General features: G+C 68.4%; 24 protein-coding genes and 1 riboswitch. Of the genes, 22 read left to right on the forward strand and 2 right to left on the reverse strand.

Annotated elements, in window-relative coordinates:
* Positions 1–41: 41 nt before the first annotated feature.
* The 13 genes from secY to truA all read left to right on the forward strand — a co-directional run bounded on the left by secY (position 42) and on the right by truA (position 8939).
* Positions 42–1388 (forward strand): preprotein translocase subunit SecY, encoded by a 1347-nt coding sequence (gene secY, locus Aco04nite_RS03465; protein ID WP_203836394.1) that lies wholly within the window; start codon positions 42–44, stop codon positions 1386–1388.
* 74 nt (positions 1389–1462) lie between these two features.
* Positions 1463–2116: an adenylate kinase gene (locus tag Aco04nite_RS03470; protein ID WP_203836393.1), complete on the forward strand. Its 654-nt coding sequence runs from the start codon at positions 1463–1465 to the stop codon at positions 2114–2116.
* 2 nt (positions 2117–2118) lie between these two features.
* Complete coding sequence (map, locus tag Aco04nite_RS03475; protein WP_212995688.1) at positions 2119–2973, forward strand: type I methionyl aminopeptidase; 855 nt, start codon at positions 2119–2121, stop codon at positions 2971–2973.
* A 146-nt stretch (positions 2974–3119) separates the two neighbouring features.
* A complete protein-coding gene (locus tag Aco04nite_RS03480) occupies positions 3120–3563 on the forward strand; it encodes a DUF1707 SHOCT-like domain-containing protein (protein WP_212995689.1) in 444 nt (147 codons plus the stop codon).
* Between the two features lie 28 nt (positions 3564–3591).
* Positions 3592–4116 carry a DUF1707 SHOCT-like domain-containing protein gene (locus Aco04nite_RS03485; RefSeq protein WP_244875720.1) on the forward strand — a complete coding sequence of 175 codons (525 nt, stop codon included), beginning with the start codon at positions 3592–3594 and terminating at the stop codon, positions 4114–4116.
* Positions 4117–4348: 232 nt separating this feature from the next.
* The gene (gene infA / locus Aco04nite_RS03490) at positions 4349–4570 is read left to right on the forward strand and encodes a translation initiation factor IF-1 (RefSeq protein WP_007073013.1); all 222 of its coding nucleotides are present in this window, start codon (positions 4349–4351) and stop codon (positions 4568–4570) included.
* A 47-nt stretch (positions 4571–4617) separates the two neighbouring features.
* A complete protein-coding gene (rpmJ, locus tag Aco04nite_RS03495; RefSeq protein WP_015619018.1) occupies positions 4618–4734 on the forward strand; it encodes a 50S ribosomal protein L36 in 117 nt (38 codons plus the stop codon).
* Positions 4735–4908: 174 nt separating this feature from the next.
* Positions 4909–5289, forward strand: coding sequence for a 30S ribosomal protein S13 (gene rpsM / locus Aco04nite_RS03500; protein ID WP_203836391.1), 381 nt, complete (start codon positions 4909–4911; stop codon positions 5287–5289).
* An 18-nt stretch (positions 5290–5307) separates the two neighbouring features.
* Positions 5308–5715, forward strand: coding sequence for a 30S ribosomal protein S11 (rpsK, locus tag Aco04nite_RS03505; protein ID WP_015619020.1), 408 nt, complete (start codon positions 5308–5310; stop codon positions 5713–5715).
* 16 nt (positions 5716–5731) lie between these two features.
* Positions 5732–6358: a 30S ribosomal protein S4 gene (rpsD, locus tag Aco04nite_RS03510; protein ID WP_203836390.1), complete on the forward strand. Its 627-nt coding sequence runs from the start codon at positions 5732–5734 to the stop codon at positions 6356–6358.
* Positions 6359–6448: 90 nt separating this feature from the next.
* Entirely contained in the window at positions 6449–7471 is a 1023-nt protein-coding gene (locus tag Aco04nite_RS03515) for a DNA-directed RNA polymerase subunit alpha (protein WP_015619022.1), read from the forward strand.
* A 31-nt stretch (positions 7472–7502) separates the two neighbouring features.
* The gene (rplQ, locus tag Aco04nite_RS03520) at positions 7503–8057 is read left to right on the forward strand and encodes a 50S ribosomal protein L17 (protein ID WP_212995690.1); all 555 of its coding nucleotides are present in this window, start codon (positions 7503–7505) and stop codon (positions 8055–8057) included.
* A 69-nt stretch (positions 8058–8126) separates the two neighbouring features.
* Positions 8127–8939 carry a tRNA pseudouridine(38-40) synthase TruA gene (gene truA, locus Aco04nite_RS03525; protein WP_244875714.1) on the forward strand — a complete coding sequence of 271 codons (813 nt, stop codon included), beginning with the start codon at positions 8127–8129 and terminating at the stop codon, positions 8937–8939.
* Here truA and Aco04nite_RS03530 read toward each other — a convergent pair.
* Positions 8929–9717, reverse strand: coding sequence for a hypothetical protein (locus Aco04nite_RS03530; RefSeq protein ID WP_212995692.1), 789 nt, complete (start codon positions 9715–9717; stop codon positions 8929–8931). The genes truA and Aco04nite_RS03530 overlap by 11 nt on opposite strands.
* Positions 9718–9812: 95 nt before the next feature.
* Here Aco04nite_RS03530 and Aco04nite_RS03535 point away from each other — a divergent pair, with 95 nt between their 5' ends.
* The 9 genes from Aco04nite_RS03535 to thiC all read left to right on the forward strand — a co-directional run bounded on the left by Aco04nite_RS03535 (position 9813) and on the right by thiC (position 17849).
* Positions 9813–10427: a class I SAM-dependent methyltransferase gene (locus tag Aco04nite_RS03535; protein ID WP_212995693.1), complete on the forward strand. Its 615-nt coding sequence runs from the start codon at positions 9813–9815 to the stop codon at positions 10425–10427.
* Positions 10428–10563: 136 nt separating this feature from the next.
* Positions 10564–12114, forward strand: a complete 1551-nt coding sequence (locus tag Aco04nite_RS03540) for an ATP-binding cassette domain-containing protein (protein WP_438874891.1) — start codon at positions 10564–10566, stop codon at positions 12112–12114.
* Positions 12115–12160: 46 nt separating this feature from the next.
* Positions 12161–12272: riboswitch (TPP riboswitch) on the forward strand.
* Complete coding sequence (locus Aco04nite_RS03545; protein WP_212995695.1) at positions 12266–12895, forward strand: thiamine phosphate synthase; 630 nt, start codon at positions 12266–12268, stop codon at positions 12893–12895. Its footprint overlaps the riboswitch before it by 7 nt.
* Positions 12892–13896, forward strand: a complete 1005-nt coding sequence (locus tag Aco04nite_RS03550; protein WP_212995696.1) for an FAD-dependent oxidoreductase — start codon at positions 12892–12894, stop codon at positions 13894–13896. The genes Aco04nite_RS03545 and Aco04nite_RS03550 overlap by 4 nt, the downstream gene beginning before the upstream one ends.
* Complete coding sequence (gene thiS / locus Aco04nite_RS03555; RefSeq protein ID WP_203836382.1) at positions 13893–14093, forward strand: sulfur carrier protein ThiS; 201 nt, start codon at positions 13893–13895, stop codon at positions 14091–14093. The genes Aco04nite_RS03550 and thiS overlap by 4 nt, the downstream gene beginning before the upstream one ends.
* Positions 14086–14838, forward strand: coding sequence for a thiazole synthase (locus Aco04nite_RS03560; protein ID WP_212995697.1), 753 nt, complete (start codon positions 14086–14088; stop codon positions 14836–14838). The genes thiS and Aco04nite_RS03560 overlap by 8 nt, the downstream gene beginning before the upstream one ends.
* A complete protein-coding gene (locus Aco04nite_RS03565) occupies positions 14832–15380 on the forward strand; it encodes a thiamine phosphate synthase (protein ID WP_212995698.1) in 549 nt (182 codons plus the stop codon). Before Aco04nite_RS03560 ends, Aco04nite_RS03565 begins: the two co-directional genes overlap by 7 nt.
* Complete coding sequence (thiD, locus tag Aco04nite_RS03570; RefSeq protein WP_212995699.1) at positions 15377–16186, forward strand: bifunctional hydroxymethylpyrimidine kinase/phosphomethylpyrimidine kinase; 810 nt, start codon at positions 15377–15379, stop codon at positions 16184–16186. Before Aco04nite_RS03565 ends, thiD begins: the two co-directional genes overlap by 4 nt.
* Positions 16187–16250: 64 nt before the next feature.
* Positions 16251–17849, forward strand: coding sequence for a phosphomethylpyrimidine synthase ThiC (gene thiC, locus Aco04nite_RS03575; RefSeq protein ID WP_212995700.1), 1599 nt, complete (start codon positions 16251–16253; stop codon positions 17847–17849).
* On the opposite strand, the gene Aco04nite_RS03580 is transcribed toward thiC, so the two are convergent.
* The gene (locus Aco04nite_RS03580) at positions 17837–18286 is read right to left on the reverse strand and encodes a ribonuclease domain-containing protein (RefSeq protein WP_212995701.1); all 450 of its coding nucleotides are present in this window, start codon (positions 18284–18286) and stop codon (positions 17837–17839) included. The two genes, thiC and Aco04nite_RS03580, sit on opposite strands and share 13 nt — an antisense overlap.
* Positions 18287–18324: the final 38 nt, after the last annotated feature.

The raw sequence follows: 18324 nt of genomic DNA on the forward strand, positions 1-18324 counted from the left end.
TCCGCCGGTTTCAGGCGGCCACCTCGCGCAGGAGGAAGAAGTTGCTCTCCGCCTTTTCCAGTGCGTTCCGGACGCCTGACCTGCGCAAGAAACTGCTGTTCACAGTAGCGATCATCGCGGTCTACCGGCTCGGCGCGACTTTGCCCAGCCCAGGCGTGTCCTACACCAACGTCCAGAACTGTCTGGAAGCAGTGAACAGCTCGAACGCCGGCGGCGGGGTCCTGAACCTGCTGAACCTCTTCTCCGGCGGCGCGCTCCTTCAACTCTCGGTCTTCGCGCTGGGCATCATGCCGTACATCACGGCGTCGATCATCCTGCAGCTGCTGACGGTCGTCATCCCCCGGCTGGAGCAGCTCCGCAAGGAGGGCCAGTCCGGTCAGGCGAAGATCACCCAGTACACCCGTTACCTGACCCTGGGTCTCGCGATCCTGCAGTCCTCCGCGTTCGTAGCGCTGGCCCGTTCCGGTCAGCTCTTCGCCAACGCGTGCCCGCAGGACCAGGCCAACCTCCAGATCGTCCCGGAGAACACCGGGCTGCCGCTCTGGCTCACGCTGCTCATGCTGGTCATCACGATGACCGCCGGCACGGGCGTGGTCATGTGGCTCGGCGAGCTCATCACCGACCGCGGTGTCGGCAACGGCATGTCCGTCCTGATCTTCACCTCGATCGCCGCCCGCCTCCCCGGCGAGGGTTGGACGATCAAGGAGAGCAGCGGCTGGGGCAAGTTCTGGCTCGTCATCGTCCTGGTGCTGCTGGTCATCTCCGCGGTCGTCTTCATCGAGCAGGCTCAGCGCCGGATCCCGGTGCAGTACGCGAAGCGCATGATCGGCCGGCGGATGTACGGCGGAACCTCGACGTACATCCCGCTCAAGGTCAACCAGGCCGGTGTCGTCCCGGTGATCTTCGCGTCCTCGCTGCTCTACCTTCCGCAGCTGTACCTGCAGTTCTTCGACCAGAACAACCTCAAGGGCTACCAGCAGTGGATTCAGAACAACCTGGCTAACCCCAGCCACTGGATCTACATCACCACGTACTTCTTGATGATCATCTTCTTCACGTACTTCTACGTGTCGATCACGTTCAACCCGACCGAGGTCGCGGAGAACATGAAGAAGTACGGTGGATTCGTGCCGGGCATCCGGCCGGGCAAGCCCACTGCTGACTACCTGGACTTCATCCTCAGCCGAATCACGCTGCCGGGTGCGCTTTATCTGGGTCTGATCTCGGTTCTGCCAAACTTCTTCTTCATCTGGCTGAACAGTAAGCAGTACCAGAACTTCCCGTTCGGCGGTACGGCGGTGCTGATCATGGTTGGCGTGGGTCTCGAGACGGTAAAGCAGATCGAGAGCCAGCTGATGCAGCGCAACTACGAAGGGTTCCTCCGGTAGTGGGGGCGCGGAGCCGGGGGGCTCTCGCGTCCGTGGTTTGCGAGGCTCGTTCTCACCGAAGCGAGGCGATGTAGGTGCGGCTGGTACTGGTGGGCCCTCCGGGGGCCGGCAAGGGGACCCAGGCTGAGTTCATCGCTGCCCATCTCGCCGTACCGAAGATCTCGACCGGTGACATCTTCCGGGCGAACGTGTCGCAGGGCACGCCGCTTGGGCTGGAAGCGAAGCGGTACATGGACGCGGGAAACCTCGTCCCGGACGAGGTGACCATCAACATGGTTCGCGACCGGCTCGCCGAGCCGGACGCGACGGACGGCTTCCTGCTGGACGGTTTCCCGAGAACCGTCCCGCAGGCGTCGGCACTGGACAAGCTGCTGGCCGATCTCGGCACGGCGCTCGACCTCGTGATGGAACTCGTGGTCGACGACGACGAGGTCATCCGGCGGCTGTCCGGCCGGCGTACCTGCCGGGGTTGCGGAAAGATCTGGCACGTCGAGTTCGACCCGACGAGCAAGGAGAACATCTGTGACAGGTGTGGCTCCGAGCTCTTCCAGCGTGACGACGACCGGGCGGAGACGATCGCCAACCGTCTGGTCGAGTATGCGGACAAGACAGCACCCCTGGTCGACTTCTACGGCGCCCAGGGCAAGCTGGTGGGAATAGACGCGACCGGCCCGGTCGAGGACGTCACGGTGCGAGCGATCGACGCGCTGCGGTCGTACGGAGGCTAGAGATGCGTCGCCAGCAGCTGGACATCCAGCTGAAGTCCCCCGAACAGATCGAGCTCATGCGCGGTGCCGGCCTCGTCGTCGCCGCCGCGCTGGACGCGATGCGCGAGGCTGTTGCCCCGGGCGTCTCGACCGGTGATCTCGACGCGATCGCGGAGAAGGTGATCCGCGACGCGGGGGCGACCCCGTCGTTCAAGGGTTACCACGGTTTTCCCGCCTCGATCTGCGCCTCGGTCAACGAGCAGGTCGTGCACGGCATCCCGTCGGCCGAGCAGGTGCTGCGGGAGGGCGACCTGTTGTCGCTCGACTGCGGCGCCATCCTGAACGGCTGGCACGGCGACTCGGCCATCACCGTCGGGGTCGGCGAGACCGACCCCGAGCTGCTCCTGATGGCCGAGATCGCCGAGGATTCGATGTGGGCCGGCATCGCCGCCGCGGCGCGCGGTGCCGCCAACGGCCGGGGCCGCCTCACGGACATCTCCTTCAACGTCGAGAAAGTCGTCCGCAAGGCCGGCCGCTACGGCATCGTCGACGGGTACGGCGGCCACGGCATCGGCACGGAGATGCACCAGGACCCGCACGTGCTCAACCACGGCAAGCCGGGCAAGGGCCCACGCCTCGTGCCCGGTCTCTGCCTGGCCATCGAGCCGATGATCACCATGGGTTCACCGCGCACGGTCGAGCTCGACGACGGCTGGACGGTCATCACCCGGGACCGTTCGATGGCGGCCCACGTGGAGCACACGATGGCGATCCTCGAAGATGGCGTCTGGGTGACCACGGCCCCGGACGGCGGCCGCGCCCGGTTGGGTGACCTCGTCACCGCTCGCCAGCCCGCCGCTGACTCCCTCGCGGAATAACCGGTCCCGACCCGTCCAGCGACCCTGAGACGGCCGCGGTGGCGCGATCCTGCCCGGAGCCCGGTAACAGTGCCCGATTGACGAAGACGGCCCGTGCGGCGTAGCTGGGGCTGGCGATCGGCGTCGCGGCTGTCATGCTTGAGGGCATGGGGCGTGAAGACATGCGAGCCGGGGATGCCGATCGTGAGGCAGTCGCCGAGACCTTGAAGGCGGCGCTCAACGAGGGCCGGCTCGACCTGCACGAGTACGACGAGCGGCTGCAGCAGACCTACGCTGCGAAAACGTTCCGTGATCTCGAAGGTCTGACCACTGACCTGCCGGGCACGGTTCCGGTGCAGCGGGCTCAGGTCGCGCCGCAGCAGCCCATGGCGCCTGCCGCCGGGCCCACCCCGGGCTCCGAGGTGGGGGAGATGCGTAAGCCCTCGGGAGCGCCCTGGCTGGCCTCCTACGGCGGTGTGATCCTCGTCTGCGTCCTCATCTGGGGCGTGACCTCGCTCGCGTCCGGGGAGTTCAACTACTTCTGGCCGGCCTGGATGCTGATCCCGTTCATCTTCGGGGTCGTCGGCAGGTTCGGTAACCGCGGCCGATAGCCGGATGCCGGACGAGCGTCGCGCTGTCATGCTGGAGCGCATGGGGCGGGACGAGATGAGGGCCGGGGACGCCGATCGGCAGGTCGTCGCCGATCAACTCCGGGTTGCGCTGGATGAGGGTCGGCTCGATCTGCACGAGTACGACGAGCGCCTGCAGCAGACCTACGCCGCGAAGACCTACGGCGAGCTGAGTCCGTTGTTGCATGATCTGCCCGCTGCCGGGTCGGTCGCGCCGGTCGCGCCGGTCGCCCGGGGTGCCAGCGACCGTGAGGTGACCGTGCGCTGGCTCACCGAGGTCTGGTCCAGCTGGGTCGCCGTGGTGGGCATCACTACTGTGATCTGGCTCGTCAGCTGTGTCGCGGGCGGGCAGCTCAACTACTTCTGGCCGATCTGGGCCGCTGGGCCCTGGGGTGTCGTGCTCGTTTGGGTCTCGGCGATGGGTCTCGCCACGGGGGCGCCGCGCAAGGAAGAGCGCAAGCGGGTCCGTAAGGCGGAGCAGAAGCAGTTGAAGCGTGAGCGGAAAGCGCTCCAACATGAGAATAAGATGCCCTGAAGTCCGATTTTGAGCGCTGTCGACACACCCGACCCCGGGTTACGGGGGCCTCGGTTTGGTGTCGATGCGAGGGCGCGCGTACACTGGCTAGCTGGCGCACAGCGTCCACTCCGGCCTGTCCATCAAGCGCTTCTGATGGGTGCCGGAGCCGCGGCTGGTCCGTCCCCGGAAACGGGGTCGTGATGAACGTTGTGAGCTTGCCCCAGAACCCGATGTACAGGTAGCGGAGGACATGCCCAAAAAAGACGGAGCCATCGAGATCGAAGGCCGAGTGATCGAGCCGTTGCCGAACGCTATGTTCCGCGTCGAGCTCGCCAATGGTCACAAGGTGCTGGCTCACATCTCCGGCAAGATGCGGCAGCACTACATCCGCATCCTTCCCGAGGATCGGGTCGTCGTTGAACTTTCACCGTACGACCTGACCCGTGGGCGCATCGTCTACCGCTACAAGTAGCAGGGTCGCGGGGATCGTTCCCGTCCGACTGAGAGTTAAGGCAAACCGTGAAGGTCAAGCCGAGCGTCAAGCGGATCTGCAACAACTGCCGGGTCATCCGGCGGCACGGCCGCGTCATGGTCATCTGCAAGACCGACGCGCGCCACAAGCAGCGTCAGGGCTGATTTCAGCCTCTCGCTGCCAGATCCGCACCACAGCACAAGCGCGTTCCCGTCGCAGTTCATCGCCCTGGCGATGACATGCGGCGTCACCCCCGGTCGGAGGCCGGGGCCCACCCGGGCAGGTGGGAGCGGAACGGGCACAGACCTCCGTGAGAGACCTGAGGAGTACGCCCACTTATGGCAAGACTCGTCGGCGTCGATCTTCCCCGTGACAAGCGGATGGAGATCGCGCTCACTTACATTTACGGGATCGGTCGGACCCGTTCGATCGAGGCGCTGACCTCGACCGAGATTGACCTGAACAAGCGCGCCAAGGACCTCACGGACGAGGAGCTGGTTCAGCTCCGCGACTACATCGAGGGCCATTTCAAGGTTGAGGGCGACCTGCGCCGCGAGGTCGCCGCCGACATCCGCCGCAAGGTTGAGATCGGCTGCTACGCCGGCATCCGCCACCGCCGGGGGCTCCCCGTCCACGGACAGCGGACGCGGACCAACGCTCGTACCCGCAAGGGTCCGAAGCGCACGGTCGCTGGCAAGAAGAAGCCCGGTCGGAAGTAATAGGAGCGCAGAAGACTTATGCCACCGAAGGCACGCGCTGGGGCCCCTGTCAAAAAGGTCCGGCGCAAGGAACGCAAGAACGTCGCCCACGGGCAGGCGCACATCAAGAGCACCTTCAACAACACCATCGTGTCGATCACCGACCCGACCGGTGCTGTCATCTCCTGGGCCTCGTCCGGCCAGGTGGGCTTCAAGGGCTCCCGCAAGTCGACCCCGTTCGCCGCGCAGCTGGCCGCCGAGGCCGCCGCTCGCCGGGCGATGGAGCACGGCATGCGCAAGGTCGACGTGTTCGTCAAGGGCCCCGGCTCCGGCCGGGAGACCGCGATCCGTTCGCTGCAGGCCGCAGGCCTCGAGGTCGGGCAGATCTCCGACGTCACGCCGCAGCCGCACAACGGATGCCGTCCGCCGAAGCGTCGCCGGGTCTAAGGGAGAGTTAGAAGCAATGGCTCGTTACACAGGGGCGGACTGCAAGCGCTGCCGCCGCGAGAAGATGAAGCTGTTCCTCAAGGGCAGCAAGTGCGATGGTCCGAAGTGCCCGTTCGAGTCCCGGCCGTTCCCGCCCGGGCAGCACGGCCGCGGCCGGACCAAGGAGACCGAGTACCTTCTCCAGCACCGCGAGAAGCAAAAGGCTCGTCGTACGTACGGCGTTCTCGAGAAGCAGTTCCACGGTTACTACGAGGAAGCTGTCACCAAGCCGGGCAAGACCGGTGAGGTGCTGCTGCAGATCCTCGAGTCCCGTCTCGACAACGTCGTCTACCGGGCCGGCTACGCCGCGTCCCGCGACATGGCCCGCCAGCTGGTGAAGCACGGTCACCTGCTGGTCAACGGCCAGAAGGTCGACATCCCGTCGTACCGGGTCAAGGAGCACGACATCGTCCAGGTCCGCGAGAAGTCGAAGGAAATGACTCCCTTCGTCGTCGCGCAGGCCCAGGCCGGTTCGCGCCCCACCCCGGCGTGGCTGGAGCCGATCCCCAGCGAGATGAAGATCCTGATCCACACTCTCCCGGCGCGCGCTGTCATCGACACGCAGGTCCAGGAGCAGTTGATCGTCGAGCTCTACTCCAAGTAGCGCTCTCCCGGGTCGCCGGCTTCACGGCCGGCGGCCCGGTAGCACCGACGGGCAGCAAATAGCGGCTTCCCTGACAGAAAGAAGAACAGCGTGCTCATCAGCCAGCGGCCGTCCCTCTCGGAGGAGACGCTCAGCGAGACCCGCTCCCGGTTCACCATCGAACCGCTGGAGCCGGGCTTCGGCTACACCCTCGGCAACTCGCTGCGGCGTACCCTGCTGTCGTCCATTCCGGGCGCGGCGGTCACCAGCATCAAGATCGACGGCGTTCTGCACGAGTTCACCACCATCCCCGGTGTCAAAGAGGATGTTGTCGAGCTGGTCATGAACGTCAAGGAGCTCACCGTCAGCTCCGAGCACGACGAGCCGGTCAGCATGTACCTGCGCAAGCAGGGCCCGGGAGATGTCACCGCTGGTGACATCCAGCCCCCGGCCGGCGTGTCCGTGCACAACCCCGACCTGAAGCTGGCCACGCTCAACAGCAAGGGCCGGCTCGACATGGAGCTCACCGTCGAGCGGGGCCGTGGCTACGTCACGGCAGCGCAGAACAAGAGCGCCGGCGCCGAGATCGGCCGTATCCCGGTCGACTCGATCTACTCGCCGGTCATGAAGGTGACCTACCGCGTCGAGGCCACCCGTGTCGAGCAGCGCACCGACTTCGACCGTCTGATCATCGACGTCGAGTCCAAGGCGTCCATCTCGCCCCGCACCGCGCTGGCGTCGGCCGGCTCGACTCTCGTCGAGCTGTTCGGCCTCTGCCGCGAGCTGGACGAGACCGCCGAGGGCATCGACATCGGGCCGTCCCCGCAGGACGCCCAGCTCGCCGCCGACCTTGCCCTGCCGATCGAGGAGCTGGACCTCACGGTCCGGTCGTACAACTGCCTCAAGCGCGAGGGCATCAACACGGTGGGCGAACTGATCGGGCGGACGGAGGCCGACCTTCTGGATATAAGGAATTTCGGTCAGAAGTCGATCGACGAGGTCAAGATGAAGCTCGCCGGAATGGGCCTGGGCCTGAAGGACAGCGCGCCGTCCTTCGACCCGGCGCACGTGGTCGATTCGTTCGGCGACGTGGATTACGACACCGACGACTACCGCGAGACCGAGCAGCTGTAATTCCGGCTGCCGCCATTTACAAGGAGCACTAATGCCCACGCCCCCCAAGGGTCCCCGCCTCGGCGGCAGCCCGGCGCACGAGAAGCTGCTGCTGGCCAACCTGGCCACGGAGCTCTTCCGGCACGGGAAGATCAAGACGACAGAGACCAAGGCCAAGCGCCTTCGTCCCCTGGCGGAGCAGCTGATCACCAAGGCCAAGCGCGGTGACCTGGCCAACCGTCGCCGGGTGCTGGGTGTCGTCCGGGACAAGGACGTCGTCTACTCGCTCTTCGAGCAGATCGCGCCGCGGTACACCAACCGCCCGGGTGGCTACACCCGGATCACCAAGACCGGCCCGCGCAAGGGTGACGCCGCTCCCATGGCCGTCATCGAGCTGGTCGAGGAGCTGCAGGTCGCGGCCGTCACCGGCCCGTCCAAGGAGGCCCGCAAGGCCGCCGCGCAGCAGAACAAGGTCGAGGCGCTGACCCGCGACGACGAGACCCCTGCTGCCGAGCCGGCCGCGAAGGCCGACGACGCGGACCAGGACGCCGAGGCTCCGGAGAACGCATCCGGGGACAAGGCCGAGGGCGAAGACAGCAAGGCCTGATTCAGGCAGGAGGACGGCCCGGTACCCCGAGGGGGTGCCGGGCCGTTTTTTCTTATGAAGGGGACGAGAGTGGATACGACCCGGCTGCGGCTGGATGTCTCGTACGACGGTGGCGACTTCTCCGGCTGGGCGGTTCAGCCCTCCCGGCGTACGGTCGCCGGTGTTCTCCTGGAGGCCTTCGCGCGGCTGACGGGTCCTGATGTGGAGCTGGGTCTGACGGTAGCCGGGCGCACGGACGCGGGGGTGCACGCGACCGGCCAGGTATGTCATGTGAACCTGCCGTCGGCCCTCTGGGAGTCGTTGCGGGATTCGCTGCTGCGCCGGCTCGCCGCGCTGATGCCGCCGGACGCCCGGGTGCGCGCGATCACCCCCGTCCCGAACACCTTCGACGCCCGCTTCTCCGCGACGTTCCGCCGGTACGAGTACCGCGTCGCCGACACCGTCTACGGCCCCCAGCCCCTGCGCCGCAACGACACGCTGGGCTGGGTCCGTCCGCTCGACCTGGACCGCCTCAACACGGCCGCCGAGGGGCTGGTGGGGTTGCACGATTTCGCCGCCTTCTGCAAGCGCAAGGAGCACGCGACGACGGTCCGGGCCATCACCCGGCTGGATTGGCGTCGCGAGCCCGACGGCGTTGTCGTGGCGACCGTGCAGGCGGACGCGTTCTGCCAGGCGATGGTGCGCAGCCTGGTCGGCGCGATGCTGACGGTGGGGGACGGGCGGCGCGATCCGGGCTGGCCGGCGAAGCAGCTGACGCTGCGGGAACGCTCCAGCGAGGTGACGGTCGCCCCGGCGCACGGCCTCACGCTGGTGGAGGTCGGCTACCCCGACGAGTCGGAATACGCGGATCGCGCCGACACCACAAGACGGCTCAGAGCTTAGTCGAGCGCGCTGCCACGATGTCGTCGGCGAGGTACTGGTCGATCATGTCGGCGGTGATGCGGCGGGCGTACGGGTCATCGTCGGTGACCAGCTGCCCGTCCGGCCGGGAGATCAGGCAGTAGAGCAGGAAGTGCCCCCGGGCCTGCCATCCGGCCTGGGCGAGCGGCAGGTCCGAGGGGTCGCCGAAGTCACCGAGCGAGCCGATGGGCGTGAACCCGCCGCGACCGGTCTCCAGGATCTGACCCGCGAGCGAGGCGGCCTCGTCGGCGCCCGTGTCGTCGGCGAGGTTGAAGATGCCCGCGGTGACCTGGTAGTCGCCGTACGGCGCGACCATCTTCGCCCGGACGATCTGGGAGCAGCCGTGATCGAGGAGCAGGGTGTCGAGTTCGCCGGTCGTGGCGCGGCTGCAGTCGGAGTCCACGTGGGTGACCGAGACCTCGTAGGGTGCGGCGCCCGTGACCATCCGGATCTCGTTGGAGGGGAAGACCTCCTTGCGGGTCAGCGGCTCCGGGTCAGCCTTCCGGGAGCTGATCGCGGACGGGGAGAGCGCCGGTGGTGCGGCGGAGGTGCCGCCGCCGTGACCGCGGCGCTCCTCGGCGACGACGAAGAAGCCGACCAGCACCACGATCGAGGTGAGTATCAGCGCCGCGAGCCCGGTGAGCAGCAGTTGCAGGGTCTGACGGGGCTCGTGTGCCGGCGGCTCGGGGTTCAGGTGCTGCGCTGGTGGCCGGCTGAGGAGGCCGCGCGGAGCGCGATGAGCGGAGCGCGCGTGAGGCATGTTTTCACGTTAGGGGTGCACGGTGATCGATGAACGCACTGGATGTGCGGCACCCCGGTGCGGCCGGCGTCGTTCGGCGGCGGGAAACTTGCGGGGTGAGCGCCGACCATTACTTCAGTGCCGAGCCTTCCGCCCCGGAGACCCGGGAGCGGATCGAGTTCACCGCGGCGGGCCGTGACTACGCCCTCGCGGCGTCGCGCGGCGTCTTCTCCGCGGGCCGGCTGGACCCCGGAACGGCCGTCCTGCTGCGCAAGGGCGAGCTGCCGGACGCCTCGGCCACCGGCACGTTCCTCGACATCGGCTGCGGCTATGGCCCGATCACGTGCGTGCTGGCCGCTGAGGCGCCCGCGGTGACCGTTTACGCCATCGACGTCAACTCCCGGGCACGGGCGCTGACCGAGGAGAACGCCGGGACGCTGGGCCTGGCCGGCCGGGTGCGGGTGTGCGCCCCGGACGACGTACCCGCAGATGTCGAATTTGATCAGATCTGGAGCAACCCGCCCACCCACATCGGCAAGGCGGGGTTGAACGAGCTGATCGACCGCTGGCTGGCCCGGCTGGCACCGCACGGTGTCGCCTGGCTCGTGATCAACCGGAACCTCGGCGGTGATTCGCTGCACACCCGGCTGGAGGGCCTGGGCTGGCTGGTGGAGCGTACGGCCAGCCAGCGTGGGTTCCGGGTGCTCAGGGTGACGCGGAAAACCACCTGACCAGCGAGGCAAAGACCGGGAGGATGGCGCCGTGGGTTACATAGATGTCTCCGGGGTCGGGTTCGTGCTGCCGGACGGCCGAGAGCTTTTCTCCGATGTGTCGTTCCGGGTCGGCGAGGGCGCGAAGGTCGCGCTGGTGGGGCCGAACGGAGCCGGGAAGACCACGCTGATGCGGATGGTCGCCGGGGACATCCCCGTGCCGGTCGGCACGATCGCGCGCTCCGGCGGGCTCGGGGTGATGCGCCAGTTCATCGGCATGATCGGCGACGACCGCACGCTGGAGGATCTCGCGCTGTCGCTGGTCGCGCCGCCGCTGCGCAAGGCCGGTGCCGAGCTGGCCACCGCCAACGAGCGGCTGCTGGCAGCCCCCGGGTCGGAGAAAACACAGATCGCCTATGCGAACGCGCTGGCCGGCTGGGGTGAGGCCGGGGGGTACGACGCCGAGGTGCTCTTCGACGTGGTGGCCGTCTCCATCTTGGACAAGCCGTGGGACCAGGTCCGGGAGCGCCCGGTGCGCACGCTCTCCGGCGGCCAGCAGAAACGGTTCGCCCTCGACCTGCTGCTGCGCGGCGGCGACGAGGTCCTGCTGCTCGACGAGCCGGACAACTTCCTCGACGTGCCGGGCAAGCGCTGGCTCGAGGCGCGGCTGCGGGAGTCGCCCAAGTCGGTGCTCTTCGTCTCCCACGATCGGGAGCTGCTCAACCAGACCGCCGGCCGGGTGGTGGCCGTGGAGGGCGGCGGTGCGTGGATCCACCCCGGTGGGTTCGCGTCGTGGCACGCGGCCCGCTCCGACCGCCACGAGCGGCTGCTGGAGCTGCGCCGCCGCTGGGACGAGGAGCACGAGAAGCTGAAAGAGCTGGTCCTGACGCTGAAGACCAAGGCCGCGTTCAACGACGGGCTGGCCTCGCGGTATCAGGCGGCGCAGACGCGGCTGCGCAAGTTCGAGGAGGCCGGTCCGCCGCCGGTGCCCCCGAAGGAGCAGTCGTTGCGGATGAATCTGCGCGGTGGGCGTACGGGGAAAAGGGCCGTCATGTGCACGGGCCTGGAGCTGGAGAATCTGACTTTCCCGTTCGATCTGGAGATCTGGTACGGCGACCGGGTCGCCGTGCTGGGCGCCAACGGCACCGGCAAATCGCATTTCCTGCGGCTGCTCGCGGCCGGCGGCTCGAGCCCGGATGTCGACAACAAACCGGTCGATGGCGCACCGCTCGCACACGTTGCCCACAATGGTCAGGCGCGGCTCGGGGCACGGGTCAGGCCGGGGCATTTCTCGCAGACCCACGACCGTCCTGAGCTGCTCGAACGCACCCTCGTCGAAATTCTGTGGCGCGGCGACGACCACCGCTCCGGAATGGACCGTGCGGGGGCGATGAAAGCGCTCAACCGTTACGAGCTGGCCGCGCAGGGCGATCAGCTTTTCGGCACCCTTTCCGGCGGTCAGCAGGCGCGATTCCTGGTGCTGTTGCTGGAGCTTTCCGGCGCGACCGTATTGCTTCTCGACGAGCCCACGGACAACCTGGATCTGGCGTCGGCCGAGGCGTTGGAGGAGGGCCTGAAAGCGTTCGAGGGCACGGTGATCGCCGTTACCCATGACCGCTGGTTCACCCGGGGCTTCGATCGCTTCGTGCTGTTCCAGGGCGACGGCGAGGTCGTCGAGACCCCCGAGCCCGTCTGGGATGTGCGCTAGCCAACTCTTTACGGAAACGACACGACGGGGTTATGGTCCGTCACGGAACCAACCCCACGGGAGTCCGGTGCACCGGGCTGAGAGGGGGGCTGTCGCGGCCCCCGACCGTCGAACCTGATCCGGATCATGCCGGCGCAGGGAGGAGCGTGTTGTGGACCCGGTATTTCCGCGTCTTCATGTCATCACGGGTGCTCGACGCCCGGTCGAGGTCGTCACCGCGGCGGTTGCCGCGTCGGTCCGGCTGGGCGTGCCCGATCAACTGGCGATCCAGGTACGCGTAGAAGACGACATCACGGATCGTTCCCTGTACGACCTGAGCGCCGCGATCCTGGCCATCTGCCACCCACAAGGCGTGTTGTGCCTGGTCAACGATCGTCTGCACATCGCACTGGCGGTCGGCGCGGACGGCGGTCACGTAGGTGCCGACGATCTTCCCGTTGCGGCGGCGCGGAAGATCATGGGCGGGGTGCTCGGTGCGACATGCCGTGATCCCGGGTCGGCGCGAGCCGCAGTAGCAGACGGCGCCACCTATCTCGGGGTCGGGCCGGCGTATCTGACGGTCACCAAGCCGGGGTTGCCCGCGCCGTTGGGGCCCGGCGCCGTGGGTGCGGTTGCGGCGGCGGTTCCGCGTACCCCCGTGATCGCGATTGGTGGGGTGACCGCCGGCAACGCGGGTGAGTTGATCAGAGCCGGGGCCAGCGGGATCGCGGTGGTGGGAGCCGTGTCCGAAGCGGCGGATCCGGGTGAGGCCACCGAGCGGCTGCTGAAGGCGCTGTCGTGACCGACCTCGCTGTCATCGGCGGGGGCATCATCGGGCTGAGCATTGCGTGGCGGTGTATCCAACGTGGTCTGAGCGTCACGGTCTACGACGAGGGCCGGGACGACGGCGCCTGGTACGCCGCGGCCGGGATGCTGGCGCCGGCGGGGGAGACCTCGTTCGGGCAGGAGCCCCTGGCCGAGTTGATGCTCGAGTCCGCACGGCGCTGGCCAGGGTTCGCCGCCGACCTCGTCGCGGCGACCGGGCATGAGCTCGGCTATGACCGGACCGGCGCGCTGGACGTGGCTTTGACCAGCGACGATCTCGCCGGGCTTGGTCGACTGTGGACACTCCGTGCAGATCCGGTGCCGCGCACACCGACACAGCTGCGCGACCTCGAGCCGGCCCTGTCCCCGCGGATCCGCGGCGGTGCGCTCATCCCCGACGATCACCAGGTGGACCCGCGCCGCACGGTCGCGGCCCTGCGGCAGGCTGTCGGCGGGGTCGTTGCCGGGACGCCCACGGGAGCCAGGACCGTCATCGCCGCCGGCGTCGGGACCGCCCAGCTCACCGGGCTCCCCATCCGTCCGGTGAAAGGCCTGGTCCTGCGGCTGCGCGGCGAGCCCGGGGTGCTGCGTCACGTCATCAACGGCTACGTCGACGGGCGGCACGTCTACCTGGTCCCGCGCGCCGACGGCGAGATCGTCGTCGGCGCCACCCAGGACGAGCGCGCGGACTCCACCGTGACCGCCGGGGACGTGCTGGAACTGCTGCGCTCGGCCACCGACCTCGTCCCGGAGCTTGCGGAGCTGGAACTCGCCGAGACCGTCGTACGTCATCGGCCGTCGACTCCGGACAATGCCCCGGTGCTGGGCCGGCTGCCCGGCGACGTCTACGTCGCCGCAGGTCATCACCGCAACGGCATCCTGCTCGCCCCCATCACCGCCGACCTGATCGCCGACCTGGTGGTCACCGGCCGGCCCGACCCGTTGCTCGCAGCGTTCGCCCCCGGGAGGTTCGCATGAGAATCAGCATCAACGGCACCACCCGCGTCGTCGAGGCCACCAGCACCGTCGAGGGCCTGGTCGCCACGGTCACCCCGGCCCGCCGCGGCGTCGCGGTCGCGGTCAACGGCGAGGTCGTACCCCGATCGGCCTGGCCCGGCGCCGAGCTGCACGAGGGCGACCGCGTCGAGGTTCTCACCGCGGCCCAGGGTGGCTGACGTGCTCCTGGACAAGTCACGACTGATCCTCGGCACCGGCGGCGCGGAGAGCCTGGCCGCGCTGGAATCGGCCATCGTCGCTTCGGGCACCGACATGGTCACCGTCGCGCTGCGCCGGGTCGACGCCGCCGGGCCGGGGCTGCTGCCGCTGCTCGACCGGCTGAAGATGCGGGTGCTGCCGAACACCGCCGGCTGTTACACCGCCGCGGACGCGGTGAAGGCCGCCCGGCTGGCCCGCGACGCATTCGACACCGACCTGGTGAAACTCGAGGTCATCGGCGACCGGCGGACCCTGCTGCCGGATGGCATCGAGCTGCTTCGGGCGGCGGAAACCCTGGTGGGCGAGGGGTTTCAGGTGCTCGCGTACACCAGCGACGATCCGATCCTCGCGCGCCGGCTCGCCGATGTCGGTTGCGCCGCTGTCATGCCGGCGGGCTCGCCGATCGGCTCGGGGCTGGGCATCAGCAATCCGCATCACATCCGGCTCATCCGCGACAGCGTCGCCGTCCCGGTGATCCTCGACGCGGGCATCGGCACGGCGTCCGACGCCGCGCTGGCCATGGAGCTGGGCTGCGACGGAGTCCTGATCGCCTCGGCGGTCACCCGGGCCGCCGACCCCGCACGGATGGCCGCGGCGATGCGGCACGCGGTCGAAGCGGGGCGGCTCGCGGCGGGTGCCGGGCGGATCCCCAAGCGCTACCACGCGCTGGCCTCCACCTCCGACCAGGGAATGCCGGCATGGTGATCCCGTCCGGCGTCGTCGTGCTCACCGACCGGCGGCTCGCTGCCGGGCCGTTGGTCGAGACGGTCGAGCAGACTTTCGCCCACGGTGCATCCTGGGTCATTCTCCGCGAGAAGGATTTACCGTACGCCCAGAGATCCGCCCTCGCTTCTCAACTCCGCACCCTCGCCCCGGGCCGGGTCATCGTCGCGGGGCCTGATGCTCTGGGGGGCAACGCCGTTCATTTGTCGTCGACGGATGTGCTGGACCGGCGTGTTGAGCTGGTCGGGCGGTCATGGCACGGAACCGAGAAGCTGTCCGATGAGGACTATGTCACGGTATCGCCGATCTTTCCGACCGCGTCGAAGCCGGGGTACGGGCCCGCGCTTGGTGCTGCGGGGGCAGCGGCACTCGCGGGAGCTCGACCGTGGCTCGCGCTGGGCGGGATCGACTCGGCCGCGCGGGCGGCTGAGTGCATGGCTCTTGGGGCCGCGGGCGTTGCCGTGATGGGCGCTGTGATGCGGGACCCGGCTCTGACCCGGTCACTCGCGGCGGTGGCGGGATGAGGCGGGCTTCCGGCGCGGCGCCGGATGAAGTGTCGCGGGCTTCCGGCGCGGCGCCGGATGAAGTGTCGCGGGCTTTCGGCGCGGATGCGGATGGGGCGTCGCCTGTGGTGGTGCTGACGGTTGCGGGGTCGGATTCCGGGGGTGGGGCGGGGATTCAGGCTGATCTGAAGACGTTCGCGGCGCTGGGGACGTACGGCGTTTCGGTGATCACGGCGGTTACCGCGCAGAACACGCTGGGGGTTACGGCGATCCACTCGGTGCCGCCGGCGATCGTGGCGGCGCAGCTCGATGCAGTGCTCGCGGACTTTCCCGTAGCGGCGGTCAAGGTCGGGATGGTCAGCGATCCGGCGGTGGCTGCGGTGATCGCCGAGCGGGCGGGCCGGCTGCCGAACCTGGTGGTTGATCCGGTGCTGGTCGCTACGAGTGGGAGTCGGCTGTCGGATGTGGGGGCCGTCGCGCCGCTCCTCGCGTACGCGAAGATTCTCACGCCCAATCGGCAGGAAGCCGAAGCTCTCCACGGGTTTTCCTTCGGCGACGCCGCGGTTGTCGTGACCGGCAGTGAGGACGCGGTCGACGTCTTGCGTTACGAGGGGCAGCGGCTGGAGTTGCGCGGCGAGCCGGTCCCGACCCGCAACAACCACGGGTCAGGATGCACGTTCTCGTCCGCGATCGCCGCCCGGCTGGCGCTCGGTGACGAATTGATCGATGCCGTTTCCTTTGCCAAGGCCTACGTCGCGCGGGCGTTGCTCGGCGGTCGTGATTGGAAGCTCGGGGCCGGTCCGGGCCCGCTGCACCACTTCATCTGAGGGCACCTCGCCTGGGCCTTTCGCGGCCTTACGGCGCCCGTTTTGTCCAACTTGGAGGTAATTCATGAGACGCAAGGTGTACGTCGAGGGGTCGCGGCCGGAGCTTCGGGTGCCGTTCGCGGAGATCGAGCTGACCGGGGACAATCCGCCCGTCCGGCTCTACGACACGTCAGGCCCGGGTAGCGATCCCGAGGTCGGGTTGCCGCCGTTGCGTGGGCCGTGGATCGCGGCACGCGGGGATGTCGCGCCGGTGGCCGGTGGTGGAACTCCGCTGGCGGGGGAGCGGCCGACGCAGCTCGCGTACGCGCGGGCCGGGATCGTCACCGACGAGATGGAGTTCGTCGCCATCCGGGAGGGCGTCGCGACCTCGCTGGTGCGCGAGGAGATCGCCGCGGGCCGGGCCGTCATCCCGGTCAACGTCAACCACCCCGAGAGCGAGCCGATGATCATCGGCTCGGCCTTCCTGGTCAAGGTCAACGCCAATATTGGTACGTCCGCGGTCACGTCGTCCGTCGCCGAGGAGGTCGAGAAGCTGACCTGGGCCACCCGCTGGGGCGCGGACACCGTCATGGACCTGTCCACCGGCAAGCGGATCCACGAGACCCGGGAAGCGATCATCCGCAACTCCGCCGTGCCGATCGGGACCGTGCCGATCTACCAGGCGCTGGAGAAGGTCGACGGCGACCCGGTGAAGCTCTCCTGGGAGATCTTCCGGGACACGGTGATCGAGCAGGCCGAACAGGGCGTCGACTACATGACCGTGCACGCCGGGGTGCTGCTGCCCTACATTCCGCTCGCCGTCGACCGGGTCACCGGGATCGTCTCGCGCGGCGGCTCGATCATGGCGGCCTGGTGTCTCGCCCATCACCGGGAGAACTTCCTCTACGAGAACTTCGCCGAGCTGTGCGAGATCCTGGCCCGCTACGACGTGACGTTCTCGCTGGGTGACGGGCTGCGGCCGGGGTCGATCGCCGACGCCAACGACGCGGCCCAGTTCGCCGAGCTGCGGACGCTGGGGGAGCTCACGCACATCGCGTGGGACCACGGCGTACAGGTGATGATCGAAGGGCCGGGCCACGTGCCCATGCACAAGATCAAGGAGAATGTCGACCTGCAGCAGGAACTCTGCGACGGAGCGCCGTTCTACACCCTCGGGCCGTTGACCACCGACATCGCGCCGGCCTACGACCACATCACCTCGGCCATCGGTGCCGCGATGATCGGGATGTTCGGCACCGCGATGCTCTGCTACGTCACCCCGAAGGAACACCTCGGCCTGCCCGACCGCGACGACGTCAAGGCCGGTGTCATCGCCTACAAGATCGCCGCCCACGCCGCTGACCTGGCCAAGGGGCACCCCGGCGCCCAGGACTGGGACAACGCGCTGTCCAAGGCCCGGTTCGAGTTCCGCTGGGAGGACCAGTTCAACCTGGCGCTCGACCCGGAGACCGCGCGGGCGTACCACGACGCGACCCTGCCCGCCGCACCCGCCAAAACGGCCCACTTCTGCTCGATGTGCGGACCTAAATTCTGCTCGATGAAGATCACCCAGGAGCTCAAGGAGTACGCCGCCCGGGGCATGCAGGACAAGAGCGACGAGTTCGTGAACTCGGGAGGTCGCGTGTACCTCCCGGTCACGGCCGCCGATGCTCAGAGCTTGTAGAAGTTCACGTAGTGGTCGGGGGTGAACCAGGTCTCGCGCGTGGACCGGTTCACCACGATCCGATAGGCGTCCCGCGATGCGCCCTGGGCTCGCGAGTAGACGTCGTACTCGCTGTAGGTCGCGTTGGCGGGCAGCTGTCCCTCACGGTTCTGGAACGTGCCCCCGGTGTAGTTGTACTGCCCGTACGGCCAGGCGTACCAGCCGGCCGAGGTCGGCCAGCCGAGCGAACTCCAGCCGGTGCGGGCCGTGCGGGCGGCGGAGCACCGCGTGAGGGTGCAGGTCGAGTAGACCGCCGCTTCGGCTGATGCGGTGGTCTGCTCGGGCGCGACCACGGCGGGCGCGACGAGTGATCCACCGGTGAGCGCGAAGACAACGGCGGCCGCGGAGAGGAAGCGGCGCAGGCGGGACGGACGAGGTGCCGGTGCGTGCTTGGTCATGCACTCATCGTGGAGTGCCCCGGCGGGTGCGGAAACAT

The sequence above is a fragment of the Winogradskya consettensis genome (assembly GCF_018332715.1).
Taxonomy (GTDB): Bacteria; Actinomycetota; Actinomycetes; order Mycobacteriales; family Micromonosporaceae; genus Actinoplanes; species Actinoplanes consettensis.

Excerpts from the sequence above, each read along its gene's own strand:
- map (WP_212995688.1), top strand. The coding sequence starts at position 2,119 with ATGCGTCGCCAGCAGCTGGACATCCAGCTGAAGTCCCCCGAACAGATC.
- Aco04nite_RS03480 (WP_212995689.1), top strand. The coding sequence starts at position 3,120 with ATGGGGCGTGAAGACATGCGAGCCGGGGATGCCGATCGTGAGGCAGTC.
- Aco04nite_RS03485 (WP_244875720.1), top strand. The coding sequence starts at position 3,592 with ATGCTGGAGCGCATGGGGCGGGACGAGATGAGGGCCGGGGACGCCGAT.
- infA (WP_007073013.1), top strand. The coding sequence starts at position 4,349 with ATGCCCAAAAAAGACGGAGCCATCGAGATCGAAGGCCGAGTGATCGAG.
- rpsM (WP_203836391.1), top strand. The coding sequence starts at position 4,909 with ATGGCAAGACTCGTCGGCGTCGATCTTCCCCGTGACAAGCGGATGGAG.
- rpsK (WP_015619020.1), top strand. The coding sequence starts at position 5,308 with ATGCCACCGAAGGCACGCGCTGGGGCCCCTGTCAAAAAGGTCCGGCGC.
- rpsD (WP_203836390.1), top strand. The coding sequence starts at position 5,732 with ATGGCTCGTTACACAGGGGCGGACTGCAAGCGCTGCCGCCGCGAGAAG.
- rplQ (WP_212995690.1), top strand. The coding sequence starts at position 7,503 with ATGCCCACGCCCCCCAAGGGTCCCCGCCTCGGCGGCAGCCCGGCGCAC.
- Aco04nite_RS03530 (WP_212995692.1), bottom strand. The coding sequence starts at position 9,717 with ATGCCTCACGCGCGCTCCGCTCATCGCGCTCCGCGCGGCCTCCTCAGC.
- thiS (WP_203836382.1), top strand. The coding sequence starts at position 13,893 with ATGAGAATCAGCATCAACGGCACCACCCGCGTCGTCGAGGCCACCAGC.
- Aco04nite_RS03565 (WP_212995698.1), top strand. The coding sequence starts at position 14,832 with ATGGTGATCCCGTCCGGCGTCGTCGTGCTCACCGACCGGCGGCTCGCT.
- thiD (WP_212995699.1), top strand. The coding sequence starts at position 15,377 with ATGAGGCGGGCTTCCGGCGCGGCGCCGGATGAAGTGTCGCGGGCTTCC.
- thiC (WP_212995700.1), top strand. The coding sequence starts at position 16,251 with ATGAGACGCAAGGTGTACGTCGAGGGGTCGCGGCCGGAGCTTCGGGTG.
- Aco04nite_RS03580 (WP_212995701.1), bottom strand. The coding sequence starts at position 18,286 with ATGACCAAGCACGCACCGGCACCTCGTCCGTCCCGCCTGCGCCGCTTC.